24 protein-coding genes are annotated in these 25,668 nt (G+C 71.4%); 12 read left to right on the forward strand and 12 right to left on the reverse strand.

What is annotated here, in order from left to right:
* Positions 1 to 24 precede the first annotated feature (24 nt).
* Positions 25 to 1,851 carry a phosphoenolpyruvate carboxykinase (GTP) gene (locus QFZ58_RS13965; RefSeq protein WP_307125255.1) on the reverse strand — a complete coding sequence of 609 codons (1,827 nt, stop codon included), beginning with the start codon at positions 1,849 to 1,851 and terminating at the stop codon, positions 25 to 27.
* A 211-nt stretch (positions 1,852 to 2,062) separates the two neighbouring features.
* Here QFZ58_RS13965 and QFZ58_RS13970 point away from each other — a divergent pair, with 211 nt between their 5' ends.
* Positions 2,063 to 2,749 carry a hemolysin III family protein gene (locus QFZ58_RS13970; RefSeq protein WP_307125256.1) on the forward strand — a complete coding sequence of 229 codons (687 nt, stop codon included), beginning with the start codon at positions 2,063 to 2,065 and terminating at the stop codon, positions 2,747 to 2,749.
* A 76-nt stretch (positions 2,750 to 2,825) separates the two neighbouring features.
* Here the strand turns inward: QFZ58_RS13970 and QFZ58_RS13975 are convergent, their stop codons facing one another.
* Entirely contained in the window at positions 2,826 to 4,844 is a 2,019-nt protein-coding gene (locus tag QFZ58_RS13975; protein ID WP_307125257.1) for a thioredoxin domain-containing protein, read from the reverse strand.
* Positions 4,845 to 5,443: 599 nt separating this feature from the next.
* Here QFZ58_RS13975 and QFZ58_RS13980 point away from each other — a divergent pair.
* Positions 5,444 to 8,707, forward strand: coding sequence for a tetratricopeptide repeat protein (locus QFZ58_RS13980; RefSeq protein ID WP_307125258.1), 3,264 nt, complete (start codon positions 5,444 to 5,446; stop codon positions 8,705 to 8,707).
* Positions 8,708 to 8,731: 24 nt separating this feature from the next.
* On the opposite strand, the gene QFZ58_RS13985 is transcribed toward QFZ58_RS13980, so the two are convergent.
* Both QFZ58_RS13985 and mca read right to left on the reverse strand, forming a co-directional pair.
* Positions 8,732 to 9,007: a hypothetical protein gene (locus QFZ58_RS13985; protein ID WP_307125259.1), complete on the reverse strand. Its 276-nt coding sequence runs from the start codon at positions 9,005 to 9,007 to the stop codon at positions 8,732 to 8,734.
* A gap of 1 nt (position 9,008) precedes the next feature.
* Entirely contained in the window at positions 9,009 to 9,890 is an 882-nt protein-coding gene (gene mca / locus QFZ58_RS13990) for a mycothiol conjugate amidase Mca (protein WP_307125260.1), read from the reverse strand.
* Positions 9,891 to 9,987: 97 nt separating this feature from the next.
* Between mca and QFZ58_RS13995 the strand changes: the two genes are divergently transcribed.
* Positions 9,988 to 10,392 carry a DUF4307 domain-containing protein gene (locus QFZ58_RS13995; RefSeq protein ID WP_307125261.1) on the forward strand — a complete coding sequence of 135 codons (405 nt, stop codon included), beginning with the start codon at positions 9,988 to 9,990 and terminating at the stop codon, positions 10,390 to 10,392.
* A gap of 190 nt (positions 10,393 to 10,582) precedes the next feature.
* A complete protein-coding gene (gene greA / locus QFZ58_RS14000) occupies positions 10,583 to 11,080 on the forward strand; it encodes a transcription elongation factor GreA (protein ID WP_307125262.1) in 498 nt (165 codons plus the stop codon).
* Positions 11,081 to 11,166: 86 nt separating this feature from the next.
* On the opposite strand, the gene QFZ58_RS14005 is transcribed toward greA, so the two are convergent.
* From QFZ58_RS14005 to ilvA, 3 genes are all read right to left on the reverse strand, one after another.
* Positions 11,167 to 12,024 carry an ABC transporter permease gene (locus QFZ58_RS14005; protein WP_307125263.1) on the reverse strand — a complete coding sequence of 286 codons (858 nt, stop codon included), beginning with the start codon at positions 12,022 to 12,024 and terminating at the stop codon, positions 11,167 to 11,169.
* Complete coding sequence (locus tag QFZ58_RS14010) at positions 12,021 to 13,025, reverse strand: ATP-binding cassette domain-containing protein (RefSeq protein WP_307125264.1); 1,005 nt, start codon at positions 13,023 to 13,025, stop codon at positions 12,021 to 12,023. The genes QFZ58_RS14005 and QFZ58_RS14010 overlap by 4 nt, the downstream gene beginning before the upstream one ends.
* 133 nt (positions 13,026 to 13,158) lie before the next feature.
* Positions 13,159 to 14,388 carry a threonine ammonia-lyase gene (ilvA, locus tag QFZ58_RS14015; protein ID WP_307125265.1) on the reverse strand — a complete coding sequence of 410 codons (1,230 nt, stop codon included), beginning with the start codon at positions 14,386 to 14,388 and terminating at the stop codon, positions 13,159 to 13,161.
* Positions 14,389 to 14,545: 157 nt separating this feature from the next.
* On the opposite strand from ilvA, the gene QFZ58_RS14020 reads away from it, so the two are divergent.
* Positions 14,546 to 15,076: a MarR family winged helix-turn-helix transcriptional regulator gene (locus QFZ58_RS14020; protein ID WP_307125266.1), complete on the forward strand. Its 531-nt coding sequence runs from the start codon at positions 14,546 to 14,548 to the stop codon at positions 15,074 to 15,076.
* Between the two features lie 83 nt (positions 15,077 to 15,159).
* On the forward strand, positions 15,160 to 15,351 hold the full coding sequence (locus tag QFZ58_RS14025) for a DUF1059 domain-containing protein (protein WP_307125267.1): 192 nt from the start codon (positions 15,160 to 15,162) through the stop codon (positions 15,349 to 15,351).
* Positions 15,352 to 15,413: 62 nt separating this feature from the next.
* Here QFZ58_RS14025 and QFZ58_RS14030 read toward each other — a convergent pair whose 3' ends face one another.
* A complete protein-coding gene (locus QFZ58_RS14030) occupies positions 15,414 to 16,559 on the reverse strand; it encodes a cystathionine gamma-synthase (RefSeq protein WP_307125268.1) in 1,146 nt (381 codons plus the stop codon).
* 80 nt (positions 16,560 to 16,639) lie between these two features.
* Here QFZ58_RS14030 and QFZ58_RS14035 point away from each other — a divergent pair, with 80 nt between their 5' ends.
* The 6 genes from QFZ58_RS14035 to QFZ58_RS14060 all read left to right on the forward strand — a co-directional run bounded on the left by QFZ58_RS14035 (position 16,640) and on the right by QFZ58_RS14060 (position 20,924).
* Entirely contained in the window at positions 16,640 to 17,743 is a 1,104-nt protein-coding gene (locus QFZ58_RS14035) for a hypothetical protein (protein WP_307125269.1), read from the forward strand.
* A gap of 34 nt (positions 17,744 to 17,777) precedes the next feature.
* Complete coding sequence (locus tag QFZ58_RS14040; RefSeq protein ID WP_307125270.1) at positions 17,778 to 17,924, forward strand: hypothetical protein; 147 nt, start codon at positions 17,778 to 17,780, stop codon at positions 17,922 to 17,924.
* 69 nt (positions 17,925 to 17,993) lie between these two features.
* A complete protein-coding gene (gene msrA / locus QFZ58_RS14045) occupies positions 17,994 to 18,701 on the forward strand; it encodes a peptide-methionine (S)-S-oxide reductase MsrA (protein ID WP_307125271.1) in 708 nt (235 codons plus the stop codon).
* A 74-nt stretch (positions 18,702 to 18,775) separates the two neighbouring features.
* A complete protein-coding gene (locus tag QFZ58_RS14050; protein ID WP_307125272.1) occupies positions 18,776 to 19,558 on the forward strand; it encodes a hypothetical protein in 783 nt (260 codons plus the stop codon).
* A 120-nt stretch (positions 19,559 to 19,678) separates the two neighbouring features.
* A complete protein-coding gene (locus QFZ58_RS14055; protein ID WP_307125273.1) occupies positions 19,679 to 20,317 on the forward strand; it encodes a ClpP family protease in 639 nt (212 codons plus the stop codon).
* A gap of 1 nt (position 20,318) precedes the next feature.
* Positions 20,319 to 20,924, forward strand: coding sequence for a ClpP family protease (locus QFZ58_RS14060; protein ID WP_307125274.1), 606 nt, complete (start codon positions 20,319 to 20,321; stop codon positions 20,922 to 20,924).
* A gap of 27 nt (positions 20,925 to 20,951) precedes the next feature.
* On the opposite strand, the gene QFZ58_RS14065 is transcribed toward QFZ58_RS14060, so the two are convergent.
* From QFZ58_RS14065 to QFZ58_RS14080, 4 genes are all read right to left on the reverse strand, one after another.
* Positions 20,952 to 21,350, reverse strand: a complete 399-nt coding sequence (locus tag QFZ58_RS14065; RefSeq protein WP_307125275.1) for a helix-turn-helix domain-containing protein — start codon at positions 21,348 to 21,350, stop codon at positions 20,952 to 20,954.
* Between the two features lie 291 nt (positions 21,351 to 21,641).
* Positions 21,642 to 23,021 carry an NADP-specific glutamate dehydrogenase gene (gene gdhA / locus QFZ58_RS14070; RefSeq protein ID WP_307125276.1) on the reverse strand — a complete coding sequence of 460 codons (1,380 nt, stop codon included), beginning with the start codon at positions 23,019 to 23,021 and terminating at the stop codon, positions 21,642 to 21,644.
* A gap of 400 nt (positions 23,022 to 23,421) precedes the next feature.
* Complete coding sequence (locus tag QFZ58_RS14075) at positions 23,422 to 24,105, reverse strand: ABC transporter ATP-binding protein (protein WP_307125277.1); 684 nt, start codon at positions 24,103 to 24,105, stop codon at positions 23,422 to 23,424.
* A 50-nt stretch (positions 24,106 to 24,155) separates the two neighbouring features.
* Positions 24,156 to 25,610 (reverse strand): ABC transporter permease, encoded by a 1,455-nt coding sequence (locus tag QFZ58_RS14080; protein WP_307125278.1) that lies wholly within the window; start codon positions 25,608 to 25,610, stop codon positions 24,156 to 24,158.
* Positions 25,611 to 25,668 lie beyond the last annotated feature (58 nt).

Genomic DNA, 25,668 nt, shown 5'->3' on the forward strand with positions numbered 1-25,668 from the left:
CCGCGGAGTCCGTGAGGGACGGGGTCAGCCCAGGCGCTGGACCAGCGCGCGGTACTCGTCCCACAGCTCCTTCGGCGTGTGGTCGCCGAAGGTGTTGAGGTGCTCGGGGATCAGGGCGGCCTCCTCGCGCCAGACCTCCTTGTCGACGTTCAGCAGGAAGTCGAGGTCGGACTCGGAGAGGTCCAGGCCGTCCGTGTCCAGGGAACCCTTGGCCGGCAGGATGCCGATCGGCGTCTCGACGCCTTCGGCCTTGCCCTCCAGGCGCTCGACGATCCACTTCAGGACGCGGCTGTTCTCGCCGAAGCCGGGCCACACGAACGTGCCCGCCTCGTTCTTGCGGAACCAGTTCACGTAGTAGATCTTCGGGAGCTTCGACTGGTCCGCCTTGTCGGCGCCGACCTCGATCCAGTGCTTCATGTAGTCGCCCATGTTGTACCCGCAGAACGGCAGCATGGCGAACGGGTCGCGGCGCAGCTCGCCGACCTTGCCCTCGGCGGCGGCGGTCTTCTCGGAGGCGACGTTCGCGCCGAGGAAGACGCCGTGCTGCCAGGTGAAGGACTCCGTGACCAGCGGGACGGCGGAGGCGCGGCGGCCGCCGAAGAGGATGGCCGAGATCGGCACGCCCTTCGGGTCCTCCCACTCCGGCGCGATGATCGGGCACTGCCCCGCCGGCACGGTGAAACGGGCGTTGGGGTGGGCGGCGGGCGTACCGGACTCGGGGGTCCAGTCGTTGCCCTTCCAGTCCGTGAGGTGTGCGGGGAGCTCCTCGGTCATGCCTTCCCACCACACGTCGCCGTCGTCGGTGAGCGCGACGTTGGTGAAGACGGAGTTGCCCCACATGGTCTTCATGGCGTTGGCGTTGGTGTGTTCGCCGGTGCCGGGCGCGACGCCGAAGAAGCCGGCCTCCGGGTTGATCGCGTACAGCTGGCCGTCCTCACCGAACCGCATCCACGCGATGTCGTCGCCGATGGTCTCCACCGTCCAGCCGGAGATCGTGGGCTCCAGCATGGCGAGGTTGGTCTTCCCGCAGGCGCTCGGGAAGGCGGCGGCGACGTACTTGCTCTCCCCGCGCGGCGGCGTGAGCTTGAGGATCAGCATGTGCTCGGCGAGCCAGCCCTCGTCACGGGCCATGACGGAGGCGATGCGCAGGGCGTAGCACTTCTTGCCCAGCAGGGCGTTGCCGCCGTAGCCGGATCCGTACGACCAGATCTCGCGGTCCTCGGGGAAGTGCGAGATGTACTTGGTGGAGTTGCACGGCCACGGAACGTCCTCCTCGCCCTCGGCCAGGGGAGCGCCGAGGGTGTGGACCGCCTTCACGAAGAAGCCGTCGGTGCCGAGCTCGTCGAGGACCTCCTGCCCCATGCGCGTCATGGTGCGCATCGAGACGGCGACGTAGGCGGAGTCGGTGATCTCGACGCCGATCGCGGAGAGCGGCGAGCCGACGGGGCCCATGCAGAACGGGACGACGTACATCGTGCGACCGCGCATGGAGCCGCGGAAGACACCGTTCTCGCCGGTGAAGACGTCCCGCATCTCCGCGGGGGCCTTCCAGTGGTTGGTCGGGCCCGCGTCCTCCTCCTTCTCGGAGCAGATGAAGGTGCGGTCCTCGACGCGGGCGACATCGCTCGGGTCGGAAGCGGCGTAGTACGAGTTCGGCCGTTTGACCGGGTCGAGCTTGGTGAAGGTGCCCCTGGCGACGAGCTCCTCGCACAGGCGCTCGTACTCGGCCTCGGAACCGTCGCACCAGACCACGCGGTCCGGCTCGGTGAGGGCTGCGATCTCGGCCACCCAGGAGACGAGCTCCGGGTGGTCGGTGGGGACAGTGAGGGGAGCCGCGATGTCTCGCGCCACGATCGCTCCTTGGAGTGGGTGTCTGTGGAAGAGGCCCCGTGGGGGCTGCGACCCGGATGCTTCGATTCCACACTCGCGCTCATCCGGTGCCGACCGCACTCATTTGATGTTGCGCTGCTCGCGCCCATATGTCCAGAGGACCGCCCAGGTGAGCACAGTGACCATCGCCACTCGAATTCACTACCTACGGACGCGTAGGTAGCATGCGGACATGACTTCTGCCGACTCCGCGTCGACCGGGCCCGTCGAGCTCACCGACCCCGTCCCGGTCAAGCCGCGGATGCGCGGATGGCTGCACGCCGCCATGTTCCCCGCGGTGGTGATCGCCGGAATCACGCTGATCGCCCTGGCCGACGGCACGCGGGCGCGGGTGGCCTGCGCGGTCTACATACTCAGCGCGTGCATGCTCTTCGGCGTGAGCGCGGTCTACCACCGCGGGACCTGGGGCCCGCGCGGCGAGGCCGTGCTGCGCAGGCTCGACCACGCCAACATCTTCCTGATCATCGCGGGCACCTACACCCCGCTGACCCTGCTCCTGCTGCCCCAGTCCACCAGCCGGCCGCTCATGTGGGGCATCTGGGGAGCCGCGGCCGCCGGTATCGCCTTCCGGGTGTTCTGGGTCGGCGCTCCGCGCTGGCTGTACACCCCGTGCTACATCGCCATGGGCTGGGCGGCGGTCTTCTTCCTGCCCGACTTCATGCACGCCGGGGGCGTCGCGGTGCTCGTCCTGGTCGTCGTGGGCGGCCTGCTCTACAGCGCGGGCGGTGTCATCTACGGCATCAAGCGCCCGAACCCGTCACCGCACTGGTTCGGCTTCCACGAGGTCTTCCACTCGCTGACGCTGGCGGCGTTCATCGTGCACTACGTCGGCATCTTCCTGGTGGCCCACCAGCAGTGAGACATCCCGGCACGACGGGCCCGGCCGTGCGGCCGGGCCCGTCGTGCCGGGGACCCCACGGCCGGGCCCCCGCCGGTCAGCCCCCGAGCTTCGCGGCCAGCTCCGCCGCGTCCGTCGTCGGCGCGTCGCACACGAAGTGCCGGCAGACGTACGCGGTCGGCTCGCCGCCCATCAGCGGCCGCTCCGCCAGCAGCGGGAACTCGGTGCCCGCGTCCGGCCCCTCGCCCGCCGCGACGACCGCGCCGGGCGCCCGCCCCAGGAGCGCCGCCCGGTGCAGCTCCCCGCCGACGGGCCCGGCCACCGCCACCTCGCGCGGCCCGTCCAGCAGTGCCTCCGCGACGGCCAGCCCCCAGCCGATGAAGCGGGGCGCCTTCGGCCCGAGCGCGCCCACGATCCCGAGCGCCCCCTCGGCCGCCGTGCGGTGCGCCTCGGAGCCGGTGTGCGCGGCGTACGAGAGCAGGGCGCCCGCGGCGGCGGTCCAGCCGGCCGGGGTGGCGCTGTCCGTGGGGTCCTGGGGGCGCCGGATCAGCTGCTCCGCGTCATCGGCGGTGTCGTACAGCTGACCGCTCTCGCCGGTGAAGCGCTCCAGCACGATGTCCAGCAGGAAACCGGCGAACTCGAGCCAGACGCCCTCACCGGTGACCGAGGCGAGCGCGAGGAAGCCCTCGGCGACGTCTCCGTAGTCCTCCAGCACACCGGAGTTGTCCCCGGCGCGGCCGTCCCTGGACGTGCGGCAGAGCCGCGCTACGTCGCCCATGTGCACGCGCACCAGCAGGTCGGCGGCCTCGGTGGCCCGCTCGACGAGGTCCGGACGGTCGAAGTACGCCCCGGTCTCCGCGAGGGCGGCGATCGCCAGCCCGTTCCAGGCGGCGACGATCTTGTCGTCACGCTCGGGGCGCGCCCGCAGTTCACGCGCCGCGAGCAGCCGGGCCCGCACATCGGCGACCCGCGCCCCGTCGTCCGCCTCCGCGGTCCGGCTGAGCCGCAGGACGGAGGAGCCCTCCTCGAAGGTGCCCTCATCGGTGACCCCGAAGTGCTCGGCGGCGAAGACGGCGTCCTCCTCGCCCAGCACCTCGCGCAGCTGCGCCGGTGTCCAGACGTAGAACGCGCCCTCCACGTGCCGCCCCTGCGCGTCCTCGCTGTCCGCGTCCAGCGCGGAGGCGAAGCCGCCCTCGGCGGTCCGCAGCTCGCGCACCATGAAGTCCGCGGTCTCCAGGGCCACCCGGCGGGCCAGGTCCGAGCCGGTGGCCCGCCACAGATGGGCGTACACGCGGCAGAGCAGCGCGTTGTCGTAGAGCATCTTCTCGAAGTGCGGGACGACCCACTCCCGGTCGACGGAGTAGCGGGCGAACCCGCCGCCGAGCTGGTCGTAGATCCCGCCGTGCGCCATGGCCGCGCAGGTGTCGGCGGCCATCTCCAGGGCGCCCTCGGCCCCCGTGCGGGCGTGGTGGCGCAGCAGGAACTCGATGACCATGGACGGCGGGAACTTGGGCGCGCCGCCGAAACCGCCGTGCTTCTCGTCGTACTCCCGGGTCAGCCGCAACAGCGCCTGCGCCAGTTCGGGCTCGCCGGGCAGATCCGTCCCGCCGTGGGTGAGGGAGCGGCCCGCGAGATCGCGGACGATGCGCCCGGCGACCTCCGCCACCTCCTCCCGCCGGTCCGTCCAGGCGGCCACGATCCCTTCGAGGACCTGGTGGAAGGAGGGCATGCCGTGGCGGGGCTCGGGAGGGAAGTAGGTGCCGAAGTAGAAGGGTTCGGCGTCGGCCGTCAGGAAGACCGTCATCGGCCAGCCGCCCTGGCCGGTCGCGGCCTGCACGGCCTCCATGTACACGGCGTCGACGTCGGGCCGCTCCTCGCGGTCGACCTTCACGGGCACGAAGTGCGCGTTGAGATAGCCGGCGACGGACTCGTCCTCGAACGACTCGTGGGCCATCACATGGCACCAGTGGCACGACGCGTAGCCGACCGACAGCAGAACGGGTACACCACGCCGCCGCGCTTCCTCGAAGGCGTCCTGCCCCCAAGGCCACCAGTCCACGGGATTGTCAGCATGCTGAAGCAGATAAGGCGAGGTCACACCAGCCAGCCGGTTCATACGATCCAGCCTCTCACAATGCCCGTCCCCGTCAGGGAGGCCCGCACGCGCTCTGCCCCGCCCGGCCGAACCGCACCTGCGCCCCGTCCCGCGCCGGACGGCCGCCTCCCCACTCGCCACAACTCACCCAGGACAGGCATGCATTGGGGGGCCCGCCCGGGTGGGCTCCGACGAGCCCGGCAGGGGCCCACCGGTCCCGGCGTTCTCCCGATCGTCCGCGCACACGTCGTCGACCTCGCGACCCGTGCCTGTGAGGACGGCGGGATGTCCACCGGCGCGGACGTGTGTGGCGACCGATGGGAACCTCCACATGTACGGCGACCGGCGTGCCCCACGCCGCGCGGCACCGGAACACCTCGCCGGCGTGGATCCTCGGACACCTCGGGCGACCACGGCCACCCGTCGACGGGGTCGTCCGCGTGCCGGAGGAGCTACGGGGCGGTGGTCCGGGCGAGACGGTCGGCCGTACCCCGGTCCCCGCGCACGCGGCTCCCCGGCCGGTTGATCGCCACGCTCTCTCGCAATGACGCGCCGTACGCAGGACACTGGGTGGCCATGGCGGTCGGCCGGATCGGCATCGCACGAACCTGGGGGGACGCATGCGGGACAGCCATCGGGCGGAAGCCGAACGGCTGTTGGTGCGCGCCGTGGAGGAAGAGGCGCGGCGCACCGGCGGGAGGACCGACTCCGGCGCGCTGCTGGCGCGTGCGCGGGGCGCGCTGGACACCATGGCGGCGGGCGCGGCGGAGGAGTACGCCGCGTACGTCCAGGCGCTCGACGCGGCGGACGCCGGGCAGCAGCCGCTGTCCGGGCGGTTCAGCAGGGCGGCCTTGGCAACGCCTCTGCTGGTGACCGCGGTTGCCTCTGCCGCCGCCTTCGGCGCGGACCTCGCGCTCGGCACCACGGCCGGCCCCGCCCTCGGGGCCGGGGCCGCCGTCGCCGTGGCGGGGGCGACCATGACCGTGGCCCGGGTGACCGCCTCGCACTGGCCCGCGGCCCATCGCAGGGCGGGCGCGCTGAGCCAGCCCGGCGGCCCCGAGCAGCTGAGGCTGGCGTGGCTGACGGCACTGGAGGTACGGGGCATCCGCCCGTTCATCGACCAGCAGCGCGTGCTGACCGCCGCGTCGCGGCCCGCGAAGAAGGCCACCGCCTCCCTGGTGCCGCAACTGCGCGGCGGGGACCGCAGCGCTGCCGCCCGCACCCGCGCGCTCCTCGAACAGTCCTTCGGGCATCTGCCCGTCGCCGACGGTCCGTTCGTGGGGCGGAAGGCCGAACTGTCGCAGATCGCCCAGTGGGTGCACGCCGCCCGCGCGGCCACGGAGACCAGACCTACCGTCGTCGTGCTGCACGGTGCGCCGGGCGCCGGGCGCACCACCCTGGCCGTGCGCGCCGCGCACGCGCTCAAGGACCAGTTCCGCGGAGCGTGCGTCGTCGATCTGCGCGGCGACGTGGCCGGGGAGGCGCCCCTGCCGACCCGGGACGCCCTCCTGCACCTGCTCAACCGGCTGGGCGCACCCCGCGAACAGCTGCTCTTCCGCGAGGGGCCCTCCGCCGACCGGGCGGAGACGAGATCTCGGGGAAGGTCCTCCGCCGACCAGCAGGTGCGGCGCCTGAGCGAGCTGTACCACCAGCACCTGACGGGCACGCCCGTCACGATCGTCCTCGACGACGCCACCGACGCCGCCCAGGTCCGCACGCTCGTCCCGGAGCGCTCGGACAGCCTGGTCCTCGTCACCGCACGCGAGCCCCTCGCCCTGCCCGACGACATCCCGGCCCGGGTGTACCACCTGCCGGTCGGCGGCCTGGACGCGGCGGACGCCGAGGCGCTGCTGCGCGAGTCGGCGCAGGAGGAGGAGGACGGGCCGTACGACTACCCGTCCACCGACACGGTCGTCGAGCTGTGCGGCGGGCTGCCGTTCGCCCTGCGCGTCGCAGGGTCCTCCCTCGGCGGGCGCACCCGCGCCGAGCTCGCGGCCGGCCTCGGCGCGTACGGTCCGGTCGCGCCCGCCGAGCGGGCCCTGTGGCTGCGCTACACCGACCAGTCCGAGCAGGCGCGGCGACTGTTGCGGCGCCTCGCGCTGGCGGGACGCGCCAGCCTCGGGGCCGCCGCCGCCGCGTCGCTGCTGTCGACCGACGAGGAGCAGGCCGGACGGCTCCTGGACGCCCTCTCCCGGGCGGGGCTCCTCACCCATGTACGGGGCGCGCGCTACCGGCTGCACGACCTCGTACGGGGCTTCGCCCTGGCCAGGCTGCTCGACGAGGAGGAGGCGGCGGACCGCACCGCCGCCCAGGAGCGCCTCGTCCAGAACTACGCGGAGCTCGCCGACGCCGTGATCCGCATGGTCGACGGAAAGATGTCCACCCGGGCCGGCCAGTTCGGCTCGCACGGCTTCAGCTCCCTGGACGCCGCGCTGCGCTGGCTGGACGACGAGTCCAGCTTCATCACCTCGGCGCTGCGGCACGCCGAAGGCGTCGACCAGAGGGCGGTGCTCCACCTGCTGGGCGCCCTGTGCGACTACTGCCTGCTGCGGGGCGACCTCTACCGGCTGGGTGAGATCAGCGAGCTCACGCAGGCCGTCGACAAGGGCCTCCTGGACCGGTCGGTCCAGTGGCGTACGGGCATCGCGGCCCGCCAGCTCGGCGAGCTGGACAAGGCCCGCACCACGCTGTCCTCCGTGGTCGGCCTGTACCGCGAGGCGCAGAACGACGCGGGCGCCGCGCTGGCCCTGTGCTCGCTCGGCATCACGCTGCACCACCAGGGCAATCTGACCGAGGCCTCGGCGCGTCTGCGCGAGGCCCTCGCCCTGCAGTCATCCGACGAGCAGGCGGAGGACCGGGCCTGGTCCCTGCACGCCCTGGCCGCCGTGGAGCGCGACCGGGCGAACCTCGCCGAGGCCCTGACCCTGCTCGACACCGCGCTGGCCCTGCACCGTGAGGGCGAGTCCCTCCACGGCGAGGCCTGGTCACACTTCCAGCTCGGGCAGGTCTGCCTGCGGATGGGCGAGGTGGCACGGGCGGAGGAGGAGCTGACCACCGCCCTGGACCTGTACGGCCGCACCCACGACGAGCGCGGCGAGGCCTGGGCCCTGACCCAGCTGGCCCGCGCCCGGCTGATGGACGGGGACGGCGGTACGGCGCCCGCGGTGGAGCAGCTGCGCGGCGCCCTGGCCCGGCACCGGGCCAACGAGGACGCGCGGGGCGAGGCGTGGACCCTCTACTACCTGGGGCAGGCGCTGGAGGAGGACGGCGACACCGCCCAGGCCGTACGGGAGCTGGAGCGGGCCCGCACGATGTTCTCCCGGATGCGGGACGTGTACGGCCTGGCGTGCGCACGCCACCACTCGGGCCGCGTCACCCGCGACCAGCGGGCCGCGCAGACGGGCAACCTCCGCAACTCCGGCTTCGCCCGGCAGCTCCTGGTCGACGCCCGGGCCGACTTCCGGCGGATCGGGGTGGCCCACGGCGAGGCCTGGACCTGTCTGGAGCTGGCTTTGATCGACGGCGGCAACAACCGCACGGCGCAGGCCCTGGAGCTGTGCGACGAGGCGATCCGCCTGTTCGCCTCGTACGGGGACGTCCGGGGCGGGGACTGGGCGGCGTTCCTGCGGTGCACGCTGCTGCCGTACGCGTCGCCCGGCGGCAGCGAGGTGGGCGCGGCGGTGGCCCAGCAGGAGCTCGCCGACCTGCTGTCGGCCGCGCACCCGCTGCGGGACGGCAAGCTGGAGGACTGCGCCGAGGCCTTCCGGGTGGTACTCAACCGCGGTGTGGACCTGGACGGCGGCTGGCAGGCATGGCGCCTCGGGCTGACCCCGTCCCGGCACGCCCGCGAGGTGATGGGCGTGCCGGTGGGAGCGCGGCCGTAGGCCGTGTCCGGGAAGTCCCGGACGTCAGCCCTTGCGGGCGGCGTCCGCCCTCGCGCCGGAGGCGGCCTTCACCCCGGTTCCGGCCTCGGCCGAGGCGCCGGCAGGCTCCGCGGCCGGGTCGGGGGCCTCCTCGAAGTCGACCTTGCCCATGTGGCGGTTCATCGACTTCATCAGGAGCCACGTCCCGACGGCGAGGGCCGCGAAGACGAGGAAGCCGAGAACGCCGGGAGTCACCTTGTTCTTGTCGAGCTCATCGGCGGCGAGCGGAACGAGCTGCGTCAGTGCCTGGGTCGCGTACATATCAGGCATTGTCGCGGATGCCCGCGAAGAGGTCGCTCTCGGGGAGGGAGGTATCGACCAGGGACTTGGCGAGCTCGTACTCCTCCGTCGGCCACACCTCCCGCTGGATGTCCATCGGAACCCGGAACCAGCCGCCGTCCGGATCGATCTGCGTGGCGTGCGCGATGAGCGCCTTGTCACGGATCTCGAAGAACTCGTCGCACGGGACGTGCGTGGTCAGCGTGCGTTCGGCGCGCTCGAACTCCTTCCAGCGCTCCAGCCACTCGCCGTACGGGGACTCCAGTCCGCGGGCGAGCAGCGCCTCGTGCAGGGCCACCGTGCGCGGCTTGTTGAAGCCCTGGTTGTAGTACAGCTTCTGCGGCTGCCAGGCCGGCCCGAACTCCGCCTCGGGGAACCTCTCGGTGTCCGCGGCCCCCTCGAACGCGATCATCGAGATGGTGTGGGTCTTGATGTGGTCGGGGTGCGGGTACCCGCCGTTCTCGTCGTACGTGGTGACCACCTGCGGCCGGAACGCGCGGATCTGCGCGACGAGGCGTCCTGCCGCCGTCTCGTCGTCCTCCAGCGCGAAGCAGCCCTCGGGCAGCGGCGGCAGCGGGTCACCCTCCGGCAGGCCCGAGTCGACGAAGCCGAGCCATTCCTGCTTGACGCCCAGGATCTCCCGGGCCTCGTCCATCTCCTTCTTGCGCACCTCGTGGATGTGCTCCTCGATGTACGCGTCACCCTGGAGTTTCGGGTTGAGGATGGATCCGCGCTCGCCCCCTGTGCAGGTGACGACCAGGACGTCCACCCCCTCGGACACGTACTTGGCCATGGTGGCCGCGCCCTTGCTCGACTCGTCGTCGGGATGGGCGTGGACGGCCATCAGTCTCAGCTGCTCGGTCAAGACTCGGTCCTCAGTGATTGGTCGCAATGGTCGGCTTCTATAGTGACTGAACCGGGGGGTGGAAAATTCCTCGGTCCCCGGTACGGGAGGAACGATCATGACGGCGGTACGCGAGGCGCTGCCCGACGGGCGCTACGGCCGGTCCGGGGACGAGCGCGCGGACCGCAGACTGAAAACGGTCGGTTCCGTGCTGGGTGTGCTCTTCCTCGCCGTGATCGGCTGGTTCGGTTACGACTACGTGGCCGGCCAGGACATCAGCGCCGAGCTGATCAAGTCCGACGTCGTCTCCGACGACCGGGCCGAGGCGCATCTCGAGGTCCGCAAGGAGCGGGACGCCGACGGCTACTGCACGGTCCGCGCGCTGAGCGAGGACGGCGGCGAGGTGGCCCGCAAGGACTTCCGGTTCGACGGGCGCTCGGAGCGCATCGACCGGGTCGTCACGCTCCGCACGACGTCCAGAGCGACCGCGGTGGAGCTGATGGCGTGCACCGCGGACGGCTGAGCGCACCGCAGGGCGCGCGCCGCGCCTGAACGCACGCTCCCGCACTGACCAGCGGGGACGCGCGTGCGCCCCTTTACCTTCTCCCCCTTTTCGCGGGGAATTGTTAGGCTCGTTGTTTCGCCCACCCGTGGCAGCGCATGCTTGGGGTAGGGCGTTGCTTTGTATTCCCAGTACCGACGAGGAGCACCCTGTGACCCAGACCAGCGATAACGTCACCTGGCTCACGCCGGAGGCGTACAACCAGCTGAAGGCGGAGCTGGAGTACCTGTCTGGTCCCGCGCGCACGGAGATCTCCGTCAAGATCGCGGCGGCCCGCGAGGAGGGTGACCTCCGCGAGAACGGCGGGTACCACGCGGCCAAGGAGGAGCAGGGCAAGATGGAGCTCCGGGTGCGTCAGCTCACCCAGCTCCTGGAGCACGCGAAGGTCGGCGAGGCACCCGCCGACGACGGCGTGGTCGAGCCCGGCATGATCGTGACGATCGCCTTCGACGGCGACCCGGACGACACGATCACCTTCCTGCTCGCCTCCCGCGAGTACGCCAGCTCGGACATCGAGACGTACTCGCCCCAGTCCCCGCTCGGCGTGGGCGTGAACGGCAAGAGGATGGGTGAGGACGCGGAGTACGAGCTGCCGAACGGCAAGAAGGCCTCGGTGAAGATCATTTCGGCGAAGCCCTACACGGGCTGACCCGCCCACCGCACGAGGGAGCCCCGGCCGCGCGCATGCGGCCGGGGCTCCCTGCTCCGCGGAACGGGCGTGACGGGGCGCGGGGCTCAGGCGGTGGCCGAGCGGTACCTGCGGACCGCCAGGGTCCGGAAGACCACCAGGATGACCACCGACCACAGCACCGACGCCGTGATCGGGTGCCGCATGGGCCAGGCGTCCGGGGTCACGAAGCCGGGAGGCAGGTTCCCGAACAGGACACGGCAGGCCTGCACCGTGGCGCTGAACGGGTTCCACTCCGCGATGTGGCGCAGGAACGTCGGCATCTGGTTGGCGTCCACGAAGGCGTTCGAGATGAACGTCAGCGGAAAGAGCCAGATCAGCCCGCCGGACGTGGCCGCCTCGGGCGTCCGTACGACGAGGCCGATCAGTGCGCCGATCCAGGAGAAGGCGTAACCGAGCAGGAGCAGCAGCAGGAAGCCGAGCAGGACCTTGCCGATGTTCTCGTGGGTCCGCCAGCCGATGATCAGCGCGACGCCGGCGAGCACCACGAGGGTGAGCGCGGTCTGGACGAGATCGGCGAGGGTGCGTCCGGTGAGGACCGCACCGCGGGCCATCGGCAGCGACCTGAAGCGGTCGATCAGCCCCTTGTGCATGTCGTCCGCGATACCCGCTCCGGCACCGGCCGTGGCGAAGGTGACGGTCTGCGCGAAGATCCCGGCCATCAGGAACTCCCGGTAGTCCGCGGACGAGATGGTGCCGCCGACCTTGATGGAACCGCCGAAGACGTAGGTGAACAGCACCACGAACATGATGGGCTGCACGAGGCCGAAGATCACCATCTCGGGGATCCTGGCCATGCGGATCAGGTTCCGGCGGGCGACCACGAGCGAGTCGGCGACGGACTGGCCGATCGCGCCGCGCCGGGCGCGCGGGGTGAACTCCGGAGCATCCGTGGTGACGGTCACCTGCCGTCCTCCTTCCGGCCCTCGGCGGCCTCGTTCGATCCGTTCTCCGCGTTCTTCCCCAGCTCGGCGGCGTGGCCGGTCAGCGAGATGAACACGTCGTCCAGGGTGGGGCGGCGAAGGCCGATGTCGTCGATCTCCACGCCCCGGGCGTCGAGGTCCCGGATGACCTCGGCGAGCAGCTTGGCCCCGCCGGTGACAGGGACGGTCAGTTTGCGGGTGTGCTCGGCGACGGCGATCTCCCCCTTGCCGTACGCGGCGAGCACCGAGCGGGCGGGTTCGACCTGGTCGGGGTGGTGGACGACGACCTCGACGCGCTCCCCGCCGGTACGGGCCTTGAGCTGGTCGGAGGTACCGCGGGCGATGACCTTGCCGTGGTCGATGACGCAGATGTCGTGGGCGAGGTGGTCGGCCTCCTCGAGGTACTGCGTGGTCAGCAGCAGTGTCGTACCGCCCGCGACGAGCTCCTGGATGACCTCCCACAGCTGCTGCCGGTTGCGCGGGTCGAGTCCGGTGGTGGGCTCGTCCATGAACATGACCGGCGGTGAGACGACGAGCGCCGCCGCCAGGTCGAGGCGGCGGCGCATGCCTCCGGAGTACGTCTTCGCCGTTCGGTCGGCCGCGTCGGCGAGGTTGAACCTCTCCAGGAGCTGTCCGGCCCGCTCCTTCGCGTCGCGTTTGCTCATCTGGTAGAGCTGGCCGACCATCTGCAGGTTCTCGCGGCCGGTGAGGTACTCGTCGACGGCCGCGAACTGGCCGGAGAGGCCGATCGAGCGGCGTACCTCGTTGGGGTGCTTCAGCACGTCGATGCCCGCCACGACCGCCCGCCCGCTGTCCGGCTGGAGAAGGGTGGTCAGGACACGTACGGCGGTGGTCTTGCCGGCACCGTTGGGACCCAGCAGTCCCAGGACGGTGCCCTCGGGCACGTCGAGGTCGACGCCGTCCAGTGCTCGTACATCGCCGAAGGTCTTCACCAGACCTTCGGCGTAAATGGCGCCTGGCATCGTGGGACTCCCCCAGTTGCTCTCGGGTGGTTTCCTGAGCAGATCCTAGATACGCCGGTGCTCCCGTGCGCGGAGCTCCACAGCCTCCGGCGCGCACGCTATGGGGATACCGCGTGGCCCACAACCGGTTTCGTCAGTCCCGCACGAGGTAGCCGGCGGCCCGCAGCGCGGAGGAGACCTCCAGGCAGTGCTCCGGCCCCTTGGTCTCCAGGTGCAGTTCCACCTCCGCCTCGGTGAGCCCCAGCCGCGGATCGGTCCGGACATGGCTCACGTCCAGGACGTTGGCGTCGGCCACGGACAGCGTGGCGAGCAGGGCGGCCAGCGCTCCCGGGCGGTCGGTGAGCCGCAGCCGCAGGCTCAGGTAGCGGCCCGCCGCAGCCATGCCGTGCGTCAGGATGCGCTGCATCAGCAGGGGGTCCACGTTGCCGCCCGACAGCACGGCAACGACCGGACCGCGGAACGCCCCCGGGTCGCTGAGCAGCGCGGCGACCGGGCTGGCGCCGGCCGGTTCGACGACCATCTTCGCCCGCTCCAGGCAGAGCAGCAGCGCACTGGACAGCTCGTCCTCGGAGACCGTCCGCACCTCGTCGACCAGCTCCTGCACCAGCTGGAAGGGGATGTCACCGGGGCGTCCGACCTTGATGCCGTCGGCCATCGTCTGCACCGAGTCGAGGGCGACCGGGTGCCCGGCGGCCAGCGAGGGCGGGTAGCCGGCCGCGCCCGCCGCCTGTACGCCGACGATCCTGACGTCGGGGCGCAGCGCCTTCACCGCGACGGCGATCCCGGCGGCGAGACCGCCGCCGCCGATGCCGACGACGATCGTGCGGACCTCCGGGCACTGTTCGAGGATCTCCAGGCCCACCGTGCCCTGGCCCGCGATGACGTCCGGGTGGTCGAAGGGGTGGATGAAGACGGCGCCGGTCTCCTCGGCGTACTCCTGGGCCGCGGCGAGCGTCTCGTCGACGACCGTGCCGTGCAGCCGCACCTCGGCCCCGTACTCGCGGGTCGCGGCCACCTTCGGCAGGGGCGCGCCGACCGGCATGAAGACCGTCGACCGTACGCCGAGCAGCGAGGAGGCCAGTGCGACACCCTGCGCATGGTTTCCGGCGCTCGCGGCCACGACGCCGGCCGCCCGCTCCACCGGGCTGAGGCCGGAGATCCGCACGTACGCGCCGCGCAGTTTGAACGAACCGGTGCGCTGGAGGTTCTCGCACTTGAAGTGGACCGGGGCGCCCACCAGTGCGCTCAGATGGCGGCTGCCCTCCATGCCGGTCGTTCTGGCCACCCCGGACAGCATCTTCTGCGCCCCTCGGATGTCGTCGAGGATCAGCGGAGGGAAGGGGCCCGAGGCACGGAAGCTCATGACAGCAAGTCTTGCAGCTCGCAGGCGTCCAGGCCGTCGCATCTCATGCCGGGCTGCGGTGGTGTCCACAGGTTTGTGCAGCCCTGGTACGCGTTGCCCCGGGGCCGCGTACTCTGTCCCCCACCCATCCGACACCGCACGAAGAGAGCCCCCGGCCATGCCCCCTCAGGACATGACGACTGCCGCGTCTCCTTCCGGGGGCGCCACCCCCGGACACCCGGGATCCGGCCACATCCTGGACGCGCTCCAGCACCAGGTGGCCGTCTTCGCCCGCCGTGCCGAGCAGACCCGCCTCGGCGGTGTCGGCCAGGTCCGCAACTCGATGGACCGGGCGGCCTATCTGCTGCTCAACCGGCTCGACCTGGAAGGGCCCATGGGCGTCAAGGCACTGGCCGCGGGCATGGGGATCGACTCCTCGACCGTGACCCGCCAGGTCGCGCCGCTCGTCGACACCGGTCTGGTCAAGCGCACCTCGCACCCGGAGGACGGGCGGGCCGTCGTGCTGCAACTGTCGCCGCGCGGCCAGTCCCGTCTGGAGGAGGTCCGCGCCTCGCGGCGCGAACTGATGTCCCAGGTGACCGGCGACTGGAGCGAGGAGGAGCGGGACACGTTCTGCGCCCTGCTGACCCGGTTCAACGCGTCACTGGCGGCCCGCCAGGCCGCGCACCAGCCGGCGCAGGAGAGCTGACGGGCACCGGCGGGCGGTACAGGACCTTTCGTCCGGATCTATCCTGGAGGAGTCGGTACGGCACCCGAGCCGAGGAGGCCGTCATGACACGGAAGATCGCCGACTGCCGCAAGTATCCGAGCGTCTCCGACTGTTCGCTCACCATCTCGGGCGAGGAGGACGAAGTCGTCCGGGCCGCCACCGAGCACGCCGTCTCCGTCCATGAGCACACGGACAGCCCGGAGCTGCGCGAGCAGGTCCGGGCCTCGCTGGAGGACGAGAAGGCCACGGTCTGAGGGCGGACCGCGGGCGTCCGGCGGCCGGGACGCTTCCACGGCCGCCGGACCGACGTGTCAGCTCAGCCGAGTGCCTGCGTCAGGTCGGCCAACAGGTCGTCGGCGTTCTCGATGCCGACGGACAGCCGTACCAGGTCGGCCGGCACCTCCAGCAGGGAACCGGCGGTGGACGCGTGGGTCATCCGGCCCGGGTGCTCGATCAGCGACTCGACACCGCCGAGCGACTCGCCCAGCGTGAACAGCTTCGCGCGGTTGCAGACCTCGACCGCCGCCTCCTCGCCCCCTGCGACCCGGAACGACACCATCCCGCCGAACGCCTTCATCTGCTTGGCGGCGACCTCGTGCCCCGGGTGCTCCGACAGCCCCGGGTAGAGGACCTGCGTCACCTTGGGGTGCCGGGTCAGCAGGTCGGCGACCTTCGTCGCGTTCTCGTCGTGGCGGTCCATGCGCACCGCGAGGGTCTTGATGCCGCGAAGCACCAGCCACGCGTCGAACGGTCCGGCCACGGCCCCCATCGCGTTCTGGTGGTACGCGAGTTCCTCGGCCAGCTCGGGGTCGCTGACGACGAGCGCGCCGCCGACGACGTCCGAGTGGCCGCCCATGTACTTGGTGGTGGAGTGCACCACGACGTCCGCGCCGAGTGAGAGCGGCTGCTGGAGGTAGGGGCTGGCGAACGTGTTGTCGACGACCAGCCGCACGCCTGCCTGCCGGGCGACGCCCGCGACGGCCGCGATGTCGGTGATCCCGAGCAGCGGGTTGGACGGGGTCTCGACCCAGATGGCCTTGGTACGGGGGGTGATCGCCGCTCGTACCGCGCTCACGTCGGAGGTGTCGGCGACCGAGAACTCCACGCCCCAGCGCGAGGCGACCTTCGCGAACAGCCGGAAGGTGCCGCCGTAGGCGTCGTTCGGGATGACCACGTGGTCGCCGGGCGTGAGCAGCGTCCGCAGGAGGCAGTCCTCGGCGGCCAGGCCGGAGGCGAAGGCGAGCCCGCGGCGGCCGCCCTCCAGCGCCGCCAGGTTCTCCTCGAGGGCGGTGCGGGTCGGGTTGGCGCTGCGGCTGTACTCGTAGCCGCCGCGCAGGCCCCCGACGCCGTCCTGCTTGTAGGTGGACACCTGGTAGATCGGCGGGACCACGGCGCCGGTGAGGGGATCCGCCGTGTTGCCGGCGTGGATCGCAAGGGTCTCGAAGCTGTGCTGGTCGCTCATGAGGTCCGAGCGTAGTTCGTCGGGAGGGCGCTCATGGGCCACTGCGCCGACGGCGTACCCGTCCGGGGACAATGGACCGCATGGAGATTCTGTGGTTCCTGCTCGCGCTGTGCATGCTCGCCGTGGTCGCCGGCCCGATCATGCTCCGCCGGCGTGGCGGTATCCGCCAGGTCGCGCCCGGTTCGCCCGACGCGGCCGACCCGGACACCTACGGCTTCGTGCGCGAGGAAGAGCTGGACGTGCGGCTGCCGGGACCCGACCAGGACCTCCTCGACGTCCTGGACGTCGTGCAGGGCACCCAGAGCTGGCGGGCCGCCTCCCAGCTGCTCGCAGGCACACCGAAGGAGAGCGAGACGCGCTGGCAGCGCGTGCAGGCGTTCGCCGGCGCCGCCTCCCTGGAACTGGCGCAGCGGCCCGGCGTGGGCGGGGCGTGGCTGCGCAACTGGCGGGCCGAGGCCCCGAAGGACGCGGGCGCGGCGGCGGTGCACGCGGAGTTCCTGGTGCAGCAGGCGTGGCGCACGGGCACCGTGGGCACGGACGACTTCCGGATCATCCTCGAGGAGGCCCGCACGGTCTGCGGCGAGGCCGCCCTCCTGGCTCCCGGCGACCCGGTCCCGTACATCGTGGAGCTGGCCGTTGCCCGTGGACTGGGTTACTCCCCCGAGCAGTTCGACCAGCTGTGGCTGAAGATCATCGACCGGGCACCCGCCCACATGGGCGCGCACATCGCGGCCCTGCACTTCTGGTGCGAGAAGTGGCACGGCTCCCGCGAGGAGGCCGACCGCTTCGCGACCACGGCCGCCGCCCGCGCCCCACAGGGTTCGCTGCTCGCCGCGCTGCCGCTGTTCGCGCTGTACGAGCATCTGCCCGAGGTCAATCTGGTGCAGGGCTTCTACCGGGGCGCCGTCGTGACGAAGGCGGTCGAGGGCGCGATGTTCGCGGTGCACGCGGCCCGGGGGGACGACCCGGTGCTCGCCCATGTGCGCCATCTGCTGGTGCTCTTCCTCGTCCGCATGGAGCGCTGGTCGGAGGCCGTGCACCAGCTCGTCCACATCGACGGGCACGTGGGCGCCCTGCCCTGGACCCAGAGCTCCGACCCGGCCGCCGAGTACACGGTGTACCGGGCGCTCGCCGTCGCCGGATACGAGGCGAACGGCGGCAGCCCGGCGAGCCTGCCGCACTGACCTGCTCACTCCTCCCGGATGGGAACGGACACCGATGACACGACTGATCCCGCTCGTCCTGATGGCCCTCGCGCTCTGGTTCTGGCTGCGTGCCAGGAAGAAGACGGCCGCGTACATGGCCGGCCGTGAAGCGCCCGAGGCCCCCCGGGACCACCGGGACCCTCCGGCCCCGGCTCCCTGAGGCGGCGGAATCCTGACCGCCCCCTCCGTGTTGTACGCACTGGACACCGACCCCCGGAGGAGCCCCCGCATGTTCCTGAACCACCGCACCCCGCAGCTCCCCACCCCCGAGGAGGCCCTGCGCGGGCGTCCCATCCCCGAATTCACCGTTCCCTCCCGCCACACGGTCCTCGGCAACCCGCTGACCGGCCCGTACCCGCAGGGCCTGGAGGTCGCCGACTTCGCGCTGGGCTGCTTCTGGGGGGCCGAGCGCAAGTTCTGGCAGACGAAGGGCGTCTGGACGACCCTCGTCGGCTACCAGGGCGGTTACACGGAGAACCCGGCGTACGAGGAGGTCTGCTCGGGCCTGACGGGCCACACGGAGGCCGTCCGGGTCGTCTTCGACCCGGAGGTCATCGGCTACGCGGAGCTCCTCAAGCTCTTCTGGGAGTCCCACAACCCGACCCAGGGCTTCCGCCAGGGCAACGACGTGGGGACCCAGTACCGCTCTGCCGTGTACACCCACTCCCCCGAGCAGGCGGAGGGCGCGGCGGCGTCCCGTGAGGCGTACCAGAAGGTGCTGACCGGCGCGGGCTTCGGCGAGATCACCACGGAGATCCTGCCGGCCGAGGGCCGTACCTTCTGGCCCGCGGAGGCGTACCACCAGCAGTACCTGGACAAGAACCCCGACGGTTACTGCGGCATCGGCGGTACGGGAGCCACCCTGGAGTCACCGTCCGAGACCAACTGGGGCCGCGCCTGCCCGACGGGCATCGCCCCGGCGCCGGCGGCCGACTGACCGCGTGACGGCGTCTGTCAGGTGATCGCTACTCTGTTCCCCCGCCCGACAGGGCGGAGGAACAGGGGTGGGACATGCGCAGAAGAATCGCCGTGCTCGCAGTGACGGGCGCGGTGGCCGCCGCGGTGGTGGCCACGCCGGCACACGCGGAGGGCCGGGGGGACATCCGGGTGGTCAAGACCGTCGTGAACGGCGGCGGCAGTGTCATCGTCGGCGTCAAGGCCGTCAAGCGGTTCGCGATCGTCATGACGGTCAAGGACAACTCGGGGGTGAAGAGCGTGTCGGACGTGTCCGCCTTCAACACCTCCAACGCTCACGGGCCGGTGTCGTACCTGGGCACGTCGTGCAGGAAGAGCAGCACCACCACGTCCGTGTGCACGGCGACGATGGAGATCGACCCGTCGTGGATCGACTCGTACGGGAGCGGCAACGAGGGCTGGGACGCCAATGCGGTGGCCGGAACCTGGCAGGTCAACGCCACGGTGCAGGCCAACGACAGGGACTACTGGATCTCCGACCGCATCGCCACGTTCAAGGTGAAGCGCGCGGCGACGCTGACGACGGACGCCGCCCCCGAGCCGGTGAAGAGGGGTGGCACGCTCACCGTCACCGGCAAGCTGTCGCGGGCCAACTGGACGGACCTCAAGTACCACGGGTTCACCAAGCAGGTGGTGAAGCTGCAGTACAAGACGCCCGGCGGCTCGTACCACACGGTCAGGACGGCGACCACGGACAGCAAGGGCAACCTCCGGACGACCGTGAAGGCCTCCGCGTCGGGCAGCTGGCGCTGGGCGTTCCTCGGTACGACGACGACCATGAAGGTCGTCTCCACCGGTGACGCGGTCACGGTGAAGTAGCCGGCCGCCTCTGCCCGCGGCGAATCTGCCGCGGGCAGAGATCGGTGACGTGGGGGCCCGGGCGGGCCAAGAGTGGAGGGAGCGCGGCCGGACCGGCCGCCCCCACCAACGGGAGGTCCGATGTCACCCCGCCCCGCTGTCCGTCCACGTGCCACCGACGAGGACACGCCCTCGACCCGGTTCGACGACCACCTCGCCGAGCAGCTCCTCGGCCGGCGGATCGTCCTCCTGGGGACCCAGGTGGACGATGTCTCCGCGAACCGGGTCTGCGCGCAGCTGCTGCTCCTGTCCGCCGAGGACCCGCGCACCGACATCAGCCTGTACATCAACAGCCCCGGCGGGTCAGTCACGGCCGGGCTGGCCATCTACGACACGATGCAGCTCGTCCCCAACGACGTCTCCACCCTGGCCATGGGGTTCGCCGCCAGCATGGGGCAGTTCCTCCTCACCGTCGGGGCGCCGGGCAAGAGGTTCGCCCTGCCGAACGCGCGGATCATGATGCACCAGCCGTCGGCCGGCATCGGCGGGTCGGCGTCCGACATCGCGATCCAGGCGGAGAACCTCGAGTTCACGAAGCAGGCGGTCGAGCGGATCACGGCGGCGCACACCGGCCGGAGCGAGGAGACGATCTCCCGCGACGGGGACCGGGACCGGTGGTTCACGGCCGAGCAGGCGAAGGCGTACGGCATGGTCGATCACGTCGTCGAGTCGCTCGACGACGTGCGCCCGACCGGCTCACGGCGACGGATGGGACTCTGACATGGGCCAGTACACGATTCCGAACGTCGTCGAGCGCACCCCGCAGGGCGAACGCTCCTACGACGTCTTCAGCCGGCTGCTGTCCGAGCGGATCATCTTCCTCGGTACGGAGATCGACGACGGCGTCGCCAACGTCGTCATCGCGCAGCTGCTGCACCTCGAGTCGTCGAGCCCCGACACCGAGATCGCGATCTACATCAACTCGCCCGGAGGCTCCTTCACTTCGCTCATGGCGATCTACGACACGATGAGCTTCGTCTCCGCCCCCATCTCGACGTTCTGCGTCGGGCAGGCCGCCTCGACCGCCGCGGTGCTGCTGGCCGGCGGGGACCCGGGGCGGCGGTTCGTCCTGGAGCACTCCCGGGTGCTGCTGGGACAGCCGGCCAGCGGTGGTCAGCAGGGGACGGTGTCGGATCTCCGGCTCCACGCGAAGGAGATGCTCAGGGTCCGCTCCCAGGTGGAGGAGGTCCTGTCCCGGCACACCCACCACGACCTGGCGACGCTGCGGGCGGACACCGACCGGGACAGGATCTTCACCGCGCAGGAGGCGGTGGAGTACGGTCTCGCCGACGAGATCCTCAGCCGCCGGGTCCTGGCCACCGCCTGACCGCGCGTACCCGCCCTCCCCTCGCCGTCAGGCGGCCAGCCGGACCTCGCCCATCGGCGCCCGGGTGGGGAACAGCCGGGACGGGGAAGGGTGCGAGGAGGAACGCCGCACCCGGCTCCGGCGGGCGAGCTCCTCCTGTCCGAGGGACAGCACCTCACCCAGCCCGAGCCCGAGCGAACGGGCCGCCGCCGCGAGGACTTCCGAGGAGGCCTCCTTGCGGCCGCGCTCGATCTCGGAGAGGTACGGCATCGAGATCCTGGCAGCCTCGGCCACGTCCTTGAGCGTCCGCTCCTGGGCGAGCCGCTCGCGGCGCAGGACGTCCCCGACGACGTCCCGCCACAGAGGCTCTCTCGCAGCGGGTTCCGGGGTCTCGGGGACGGGACGCAGGGGGATCAGGTGGTGGCGGTTCGGCGCGTGGCTGCTCATCGCCTCAGCCTAGGAGCGCCGGGTCCCGCTCGGGAGGTGGAAGCGTTCCGCCCCGGGCGGATCTGCTGACGGCTAAACGGCGTGTGGGCCCGGGGGCAGGCGTCCGGGCCAGCCCGTACACCCTCGCGAAGTGGCGTCCAGGGGCGGGCGGGTATCGGTGGCGGGCACGGGCCCGGCGGAGCACTTACGCCGGCCCGTGTCCGGCGGAGCACTTACGCCGGCCCGCCCGGACGGTGGCGTGGGGCTGCCCGGTCGCGGACCGGCCGGGCAGCCCTGCCCCGCGTCAGTGCGTCAGATGAGGCCCTGCGCCAGCATCGCGTCCGCGACCAGTTCGAAGCCCGCGATGTTCGCGCCCGCCACGTAGTTGCCGGGGCTGCCGTAGCGCTCGGCCGTGGTGAAACAGGAGTCGTGGATGTGGCGCATGATCTCCGCGAGGCGCTCCTCCGTGTGGGCGAAGGTCCAGGAGTCACGGGACGCGTTCTGCTGCATCTCCAGGGCGCTGGTCGCCACACCGCCCGCGTTGGCCGCCTTGCCGGGGGCGAAGGCGACGCCCGCGTCCTGGAGGACACGGACGGCCTCGGGGGTGGTCGGCATGTTGGCTCCCTCGGCGACCGCCTTCACACCGTTGCGTACGAGGGCGAGCGCGTCGGCCTCGTGCAGTTCGTTCTGGGTGGCGCAGGGCAGCGCCACGTCCACGGGGACGGCCCAGACGCCGGTGCCGGCGACGTACCGCACGTGCGGGCCGCGCCGCTCGGCGTACTCGGAGATCCGGCCCCGGCCGGTCTCCTTGACCTCCTTGAGCAGGGCCAGGTCGATGCCCTTCTCGTCGACGACGTAACCGCCCGAGTCGGAGCAGGTGACGACGGTCGCGCCGAGCTGCTGGGCCTTCTCGATGGCGTAGATGGCGACGTTCCCGGAGCCGGACACGGCGATGCGCTGACCGTCGAGGGACTCGCCGCGCACCCGGAGCATTTCGGCCGTGAACAGCACGCAGCCGTACCCGGTCGCCTCCGTGCGCACCAGCGCGCCGCCCCAGCCGAGGCCCTTTCCGGTGAGGACGCCGGACTCGTAGCGGTTCGTGATGCGCTTGTACTGGCCGAAGAGGTAGCCGATCTCGCGGCCGCCGACGCCGATGTCACCGGCGGGGACGTCGGTGTACTCGCCCAGGTGGCGGTGGAGCTCGGTCATGAAGGACTGGCAGAACCGCATGATCTCGGCGTCCGTACGGCCCTTGGGGTCGAAGTCCGCCCCGCCCTTGCCGCCGCCGATCGGCATCCCGGTGAGGGCGTTCTTGAAGATCTGCTCGAAGCCGAGGAACTTGACGATGCCGAGGTTGACCGAGGGGTGGAAGCGCAGTCCGCCCTTGTACGGGCCGAGCGCGCTGGAGAACTCGACGCGGAAGCCGCGGTTGACGTGGATGTCGCCGGCGTCGTCCGCCCACGGCACCCGGAAGATGAGCTGGCGCTCGGGCTCGCAGATCCGCTCGATGATCCGGGCGTCGACGAACTCCGGCCGCTGGGCCAGCACCGGGCCGAGGGTCTCCAGGACCTCGCGCACCGCCTGGTGGAATTCCTTCTCACCTTGGTTGCGGCGCAGAACCGCCGCGTAGAGCGGCTCGATGACACGGTTGTCGACGGTGTGCTGGGTGACGAGGTCGGAGCTGGCCGGCATCTGATCAAGACCTTCCGTGGGTGGGCTCGTGCGCATCGGCGCTCCCTGTCCCCGGAGGCGCCACCGGCCCGTGGAGGACCGTTGCACCGGCCAATTGTCCCAGCGGGGCATCGCGTTCCCAGGAGCCGTTCCACATAGTGGCCCTGCCCGTCCGTTTACGGGGGGAGGCGCCACAGGCCCCGGCGGCCCTTCCCGCCGGGGCCTGTGGCGCCCCCGGGTGCCCCGGCGGTACGGCACCGGGGTGGCGAACCTCACAGTCCGGCGGGGGCGACTGTGAGGTCCGGGGCGCCGGCGCCGGGTCGAGGCCGCGCGCGGCGGCTCGCGCAGCGCCCGGAGCCCCGGGCCCGACGGTACGCACCCTGTACGGGTGCAGCCCGCTACATCCCCACTCGTACGTGCGTCACGCGGCCGCGTTCTCCGTCACGGTGACCTTGCCCTTGCGGATGGTCGCGACACGGGGTGCCTTGCGGGCGAGCGAGCTGTCGTGCGTGACCATCACGAAGGTCAGCCCGTGCTCCTTCCACAGCCCGTCGAGCAACTCCATGATCTCGTCGCGCATGGACTCGTCGAGGTTGCCCGTCGGTTCGTCGGCGAGCAGCACCTTCGGCCGCTTCACCAGTGCCCGGGCGATGGCGACGCGCTGCTGCTGGCCGCCGGACATCTCGCCCGGCAGGTGGGTGGGCCGGTCGCCGAGGCCGACCGACTCCAGCGCCTCCGCGGCGCGTTCGCGGCGGGTCTTGGCACCCAGGCCGAGGGGGACGAGCGCTGTCTCGACGTTCTCCTGGGCGGTGAGCGTCGGGATCAGGTTGAAGCTCTGGAAGACGAAACCGATGGACTCGGCCCTGACCTTGGTGAGCCGGGACTCGGGCAGCTTGGCCAGGTCGACACCGTCGAGCTCGATGGAGCCGGAGGTGGGCCGGTCGAGCCCGCCGAGCATCTGCAGGAGGGTGGACTTGCCGCCGCCGGTCGGACCCTGGATGACGAGCCTTCCGCCGTCCTCGATGGTCAGATCGACACCGGCGAGCGCGTCGACGGGATTCTTGCCGCGCATGTAGCGCTTGGTGACGCCCTTGAGCTGGTACACGTGTGGACTCCTGCTGTACGTACGAAGGGGGAGGGGCGGGCGGGGCGGTGTCAGGCGACGCGGCGCAGCGCGTCGGCCGGACGCAGCCGGGAGGCCCGCCAGCCGCCGAAGGCTCCCGCGATGAGTCCGCCGGCCACCGCGAGGACGACGGCCACGAGGATCGTGGTGAGGGAAACCGGTGCGGTCAGCGCGATGTCGAGCGTCTTGGACGCGGTCTGACGGCCGGGACCACCGCCCCCCATGGGTCCGCCGCCGCCCATGCCGCCGCCTCCGCCGCCCGAGGAGCCGAGCTGGGCGGTCAGGGTGGGGCTGATGGCGGTCACGACGTAGGCGCCGGCGAGGCCGACGGCTATGCCGAGGACACCGCCCATGAGGCCGTTGACGAGTGCCTCGCCGACGACCTGGCGGGTGACGCGTCCGCTCTTCCAGCCCAGGGCCTTGAGAGTGCCGAACTCCCGCACGCGGCGGCTGACCGCGGAGGAGGTCAGCAGGCCGGCGACGAGGAACGCGGCGACCAGGACCGCGACGGAGAGCCACTTGCCCACGCTGGAGGCCAGGTCGGAGGCGGTGGAGAGGGAGCCGGACACCGTGTCGGCGAGGTCGGCGGACGTGGTGACCGTCGTGCCGGAGATGTTCTTCTGGATGGCGGCCTTGACGGTGTCGATCTGCTGCGAGTCGGCGGCCTTCACATAGACCGTGGTGACCTTGTCCTTGGAATCGGCGACGGTCTGCGCCTGCTTCAGCGGGATGTAGACGTTGGCGGCCGCGTCGCCGCTGTCCGCCGTCGATACGCCGATGACGGAGTACGCGGTTCCGGAGATCGTGACGGTCTTGCCGACCGCGAGTTCCTTCTCCTTGGCGTAGGCGGAGTCGACGACCGCGACCTTGGCGTCGGTCTCGGCGGCCTTGAACGTGCGGCCCTTGGTGATCTTGGAAGAGGTCAGCGGCCCGAGATCCTGCTGGGTGACGTCGGTGCCGTACACGGTGAAGGAATTGACGTCGAAGGAGGCTCCGCCGCCCTGCACCTCACCCCGCGGCTGGCCGTTCTCGCCGCCGGGACCGCCCTGCACCGCGCTCTCGTCCTGCTTGAACTCGCCGCGCTTGAACTGGCCGTCGACCTTCATGACCGTCAGGCTCAGGCCGCCGACGGCGTCCGCGACACCGTCCTGGCCGCCGACCTTCCCGACGGTGCTGGAGGCCAGGGTCTGGAAGCCCTGGACCATGACCCGGTCGGTGCTCTGGTCCGCCTCGTCGTCGTCCTTGGCGTCGAACTCGAACCGGGGCCGCTGGGTGCCGGAGCCCTGGGCGGCGGCGGCCTTGGTGACCGTCATGTCCGTACCCAGGCCGTACAGCGATTCCAGGACCTTGTCCTGGGCCTTGCTCATGCCCGAGGAGACCGAGCTGACGATGATGACCAGCGCAATGCCGAGGGCGAGCCCCGAGGCGACGACGAGCGCCGCCTTTCTGCGGCGGCGCAGCTCGCGCCGGAGGTAGGTGAAGAACATGGCGTGAAGGTATGGACCGGGTGTGATGAGGAGTTAAGGCTGCGATGAGAGCTGGATG

Source organism: Streptomyces sp. B1I3 (assembly GCF_030816615.1).
Lineage (GTDB): Bacteria > Actinomycetota > Actinomycetes > Streptomycetales > Streptomycetaceae > Streptomyces.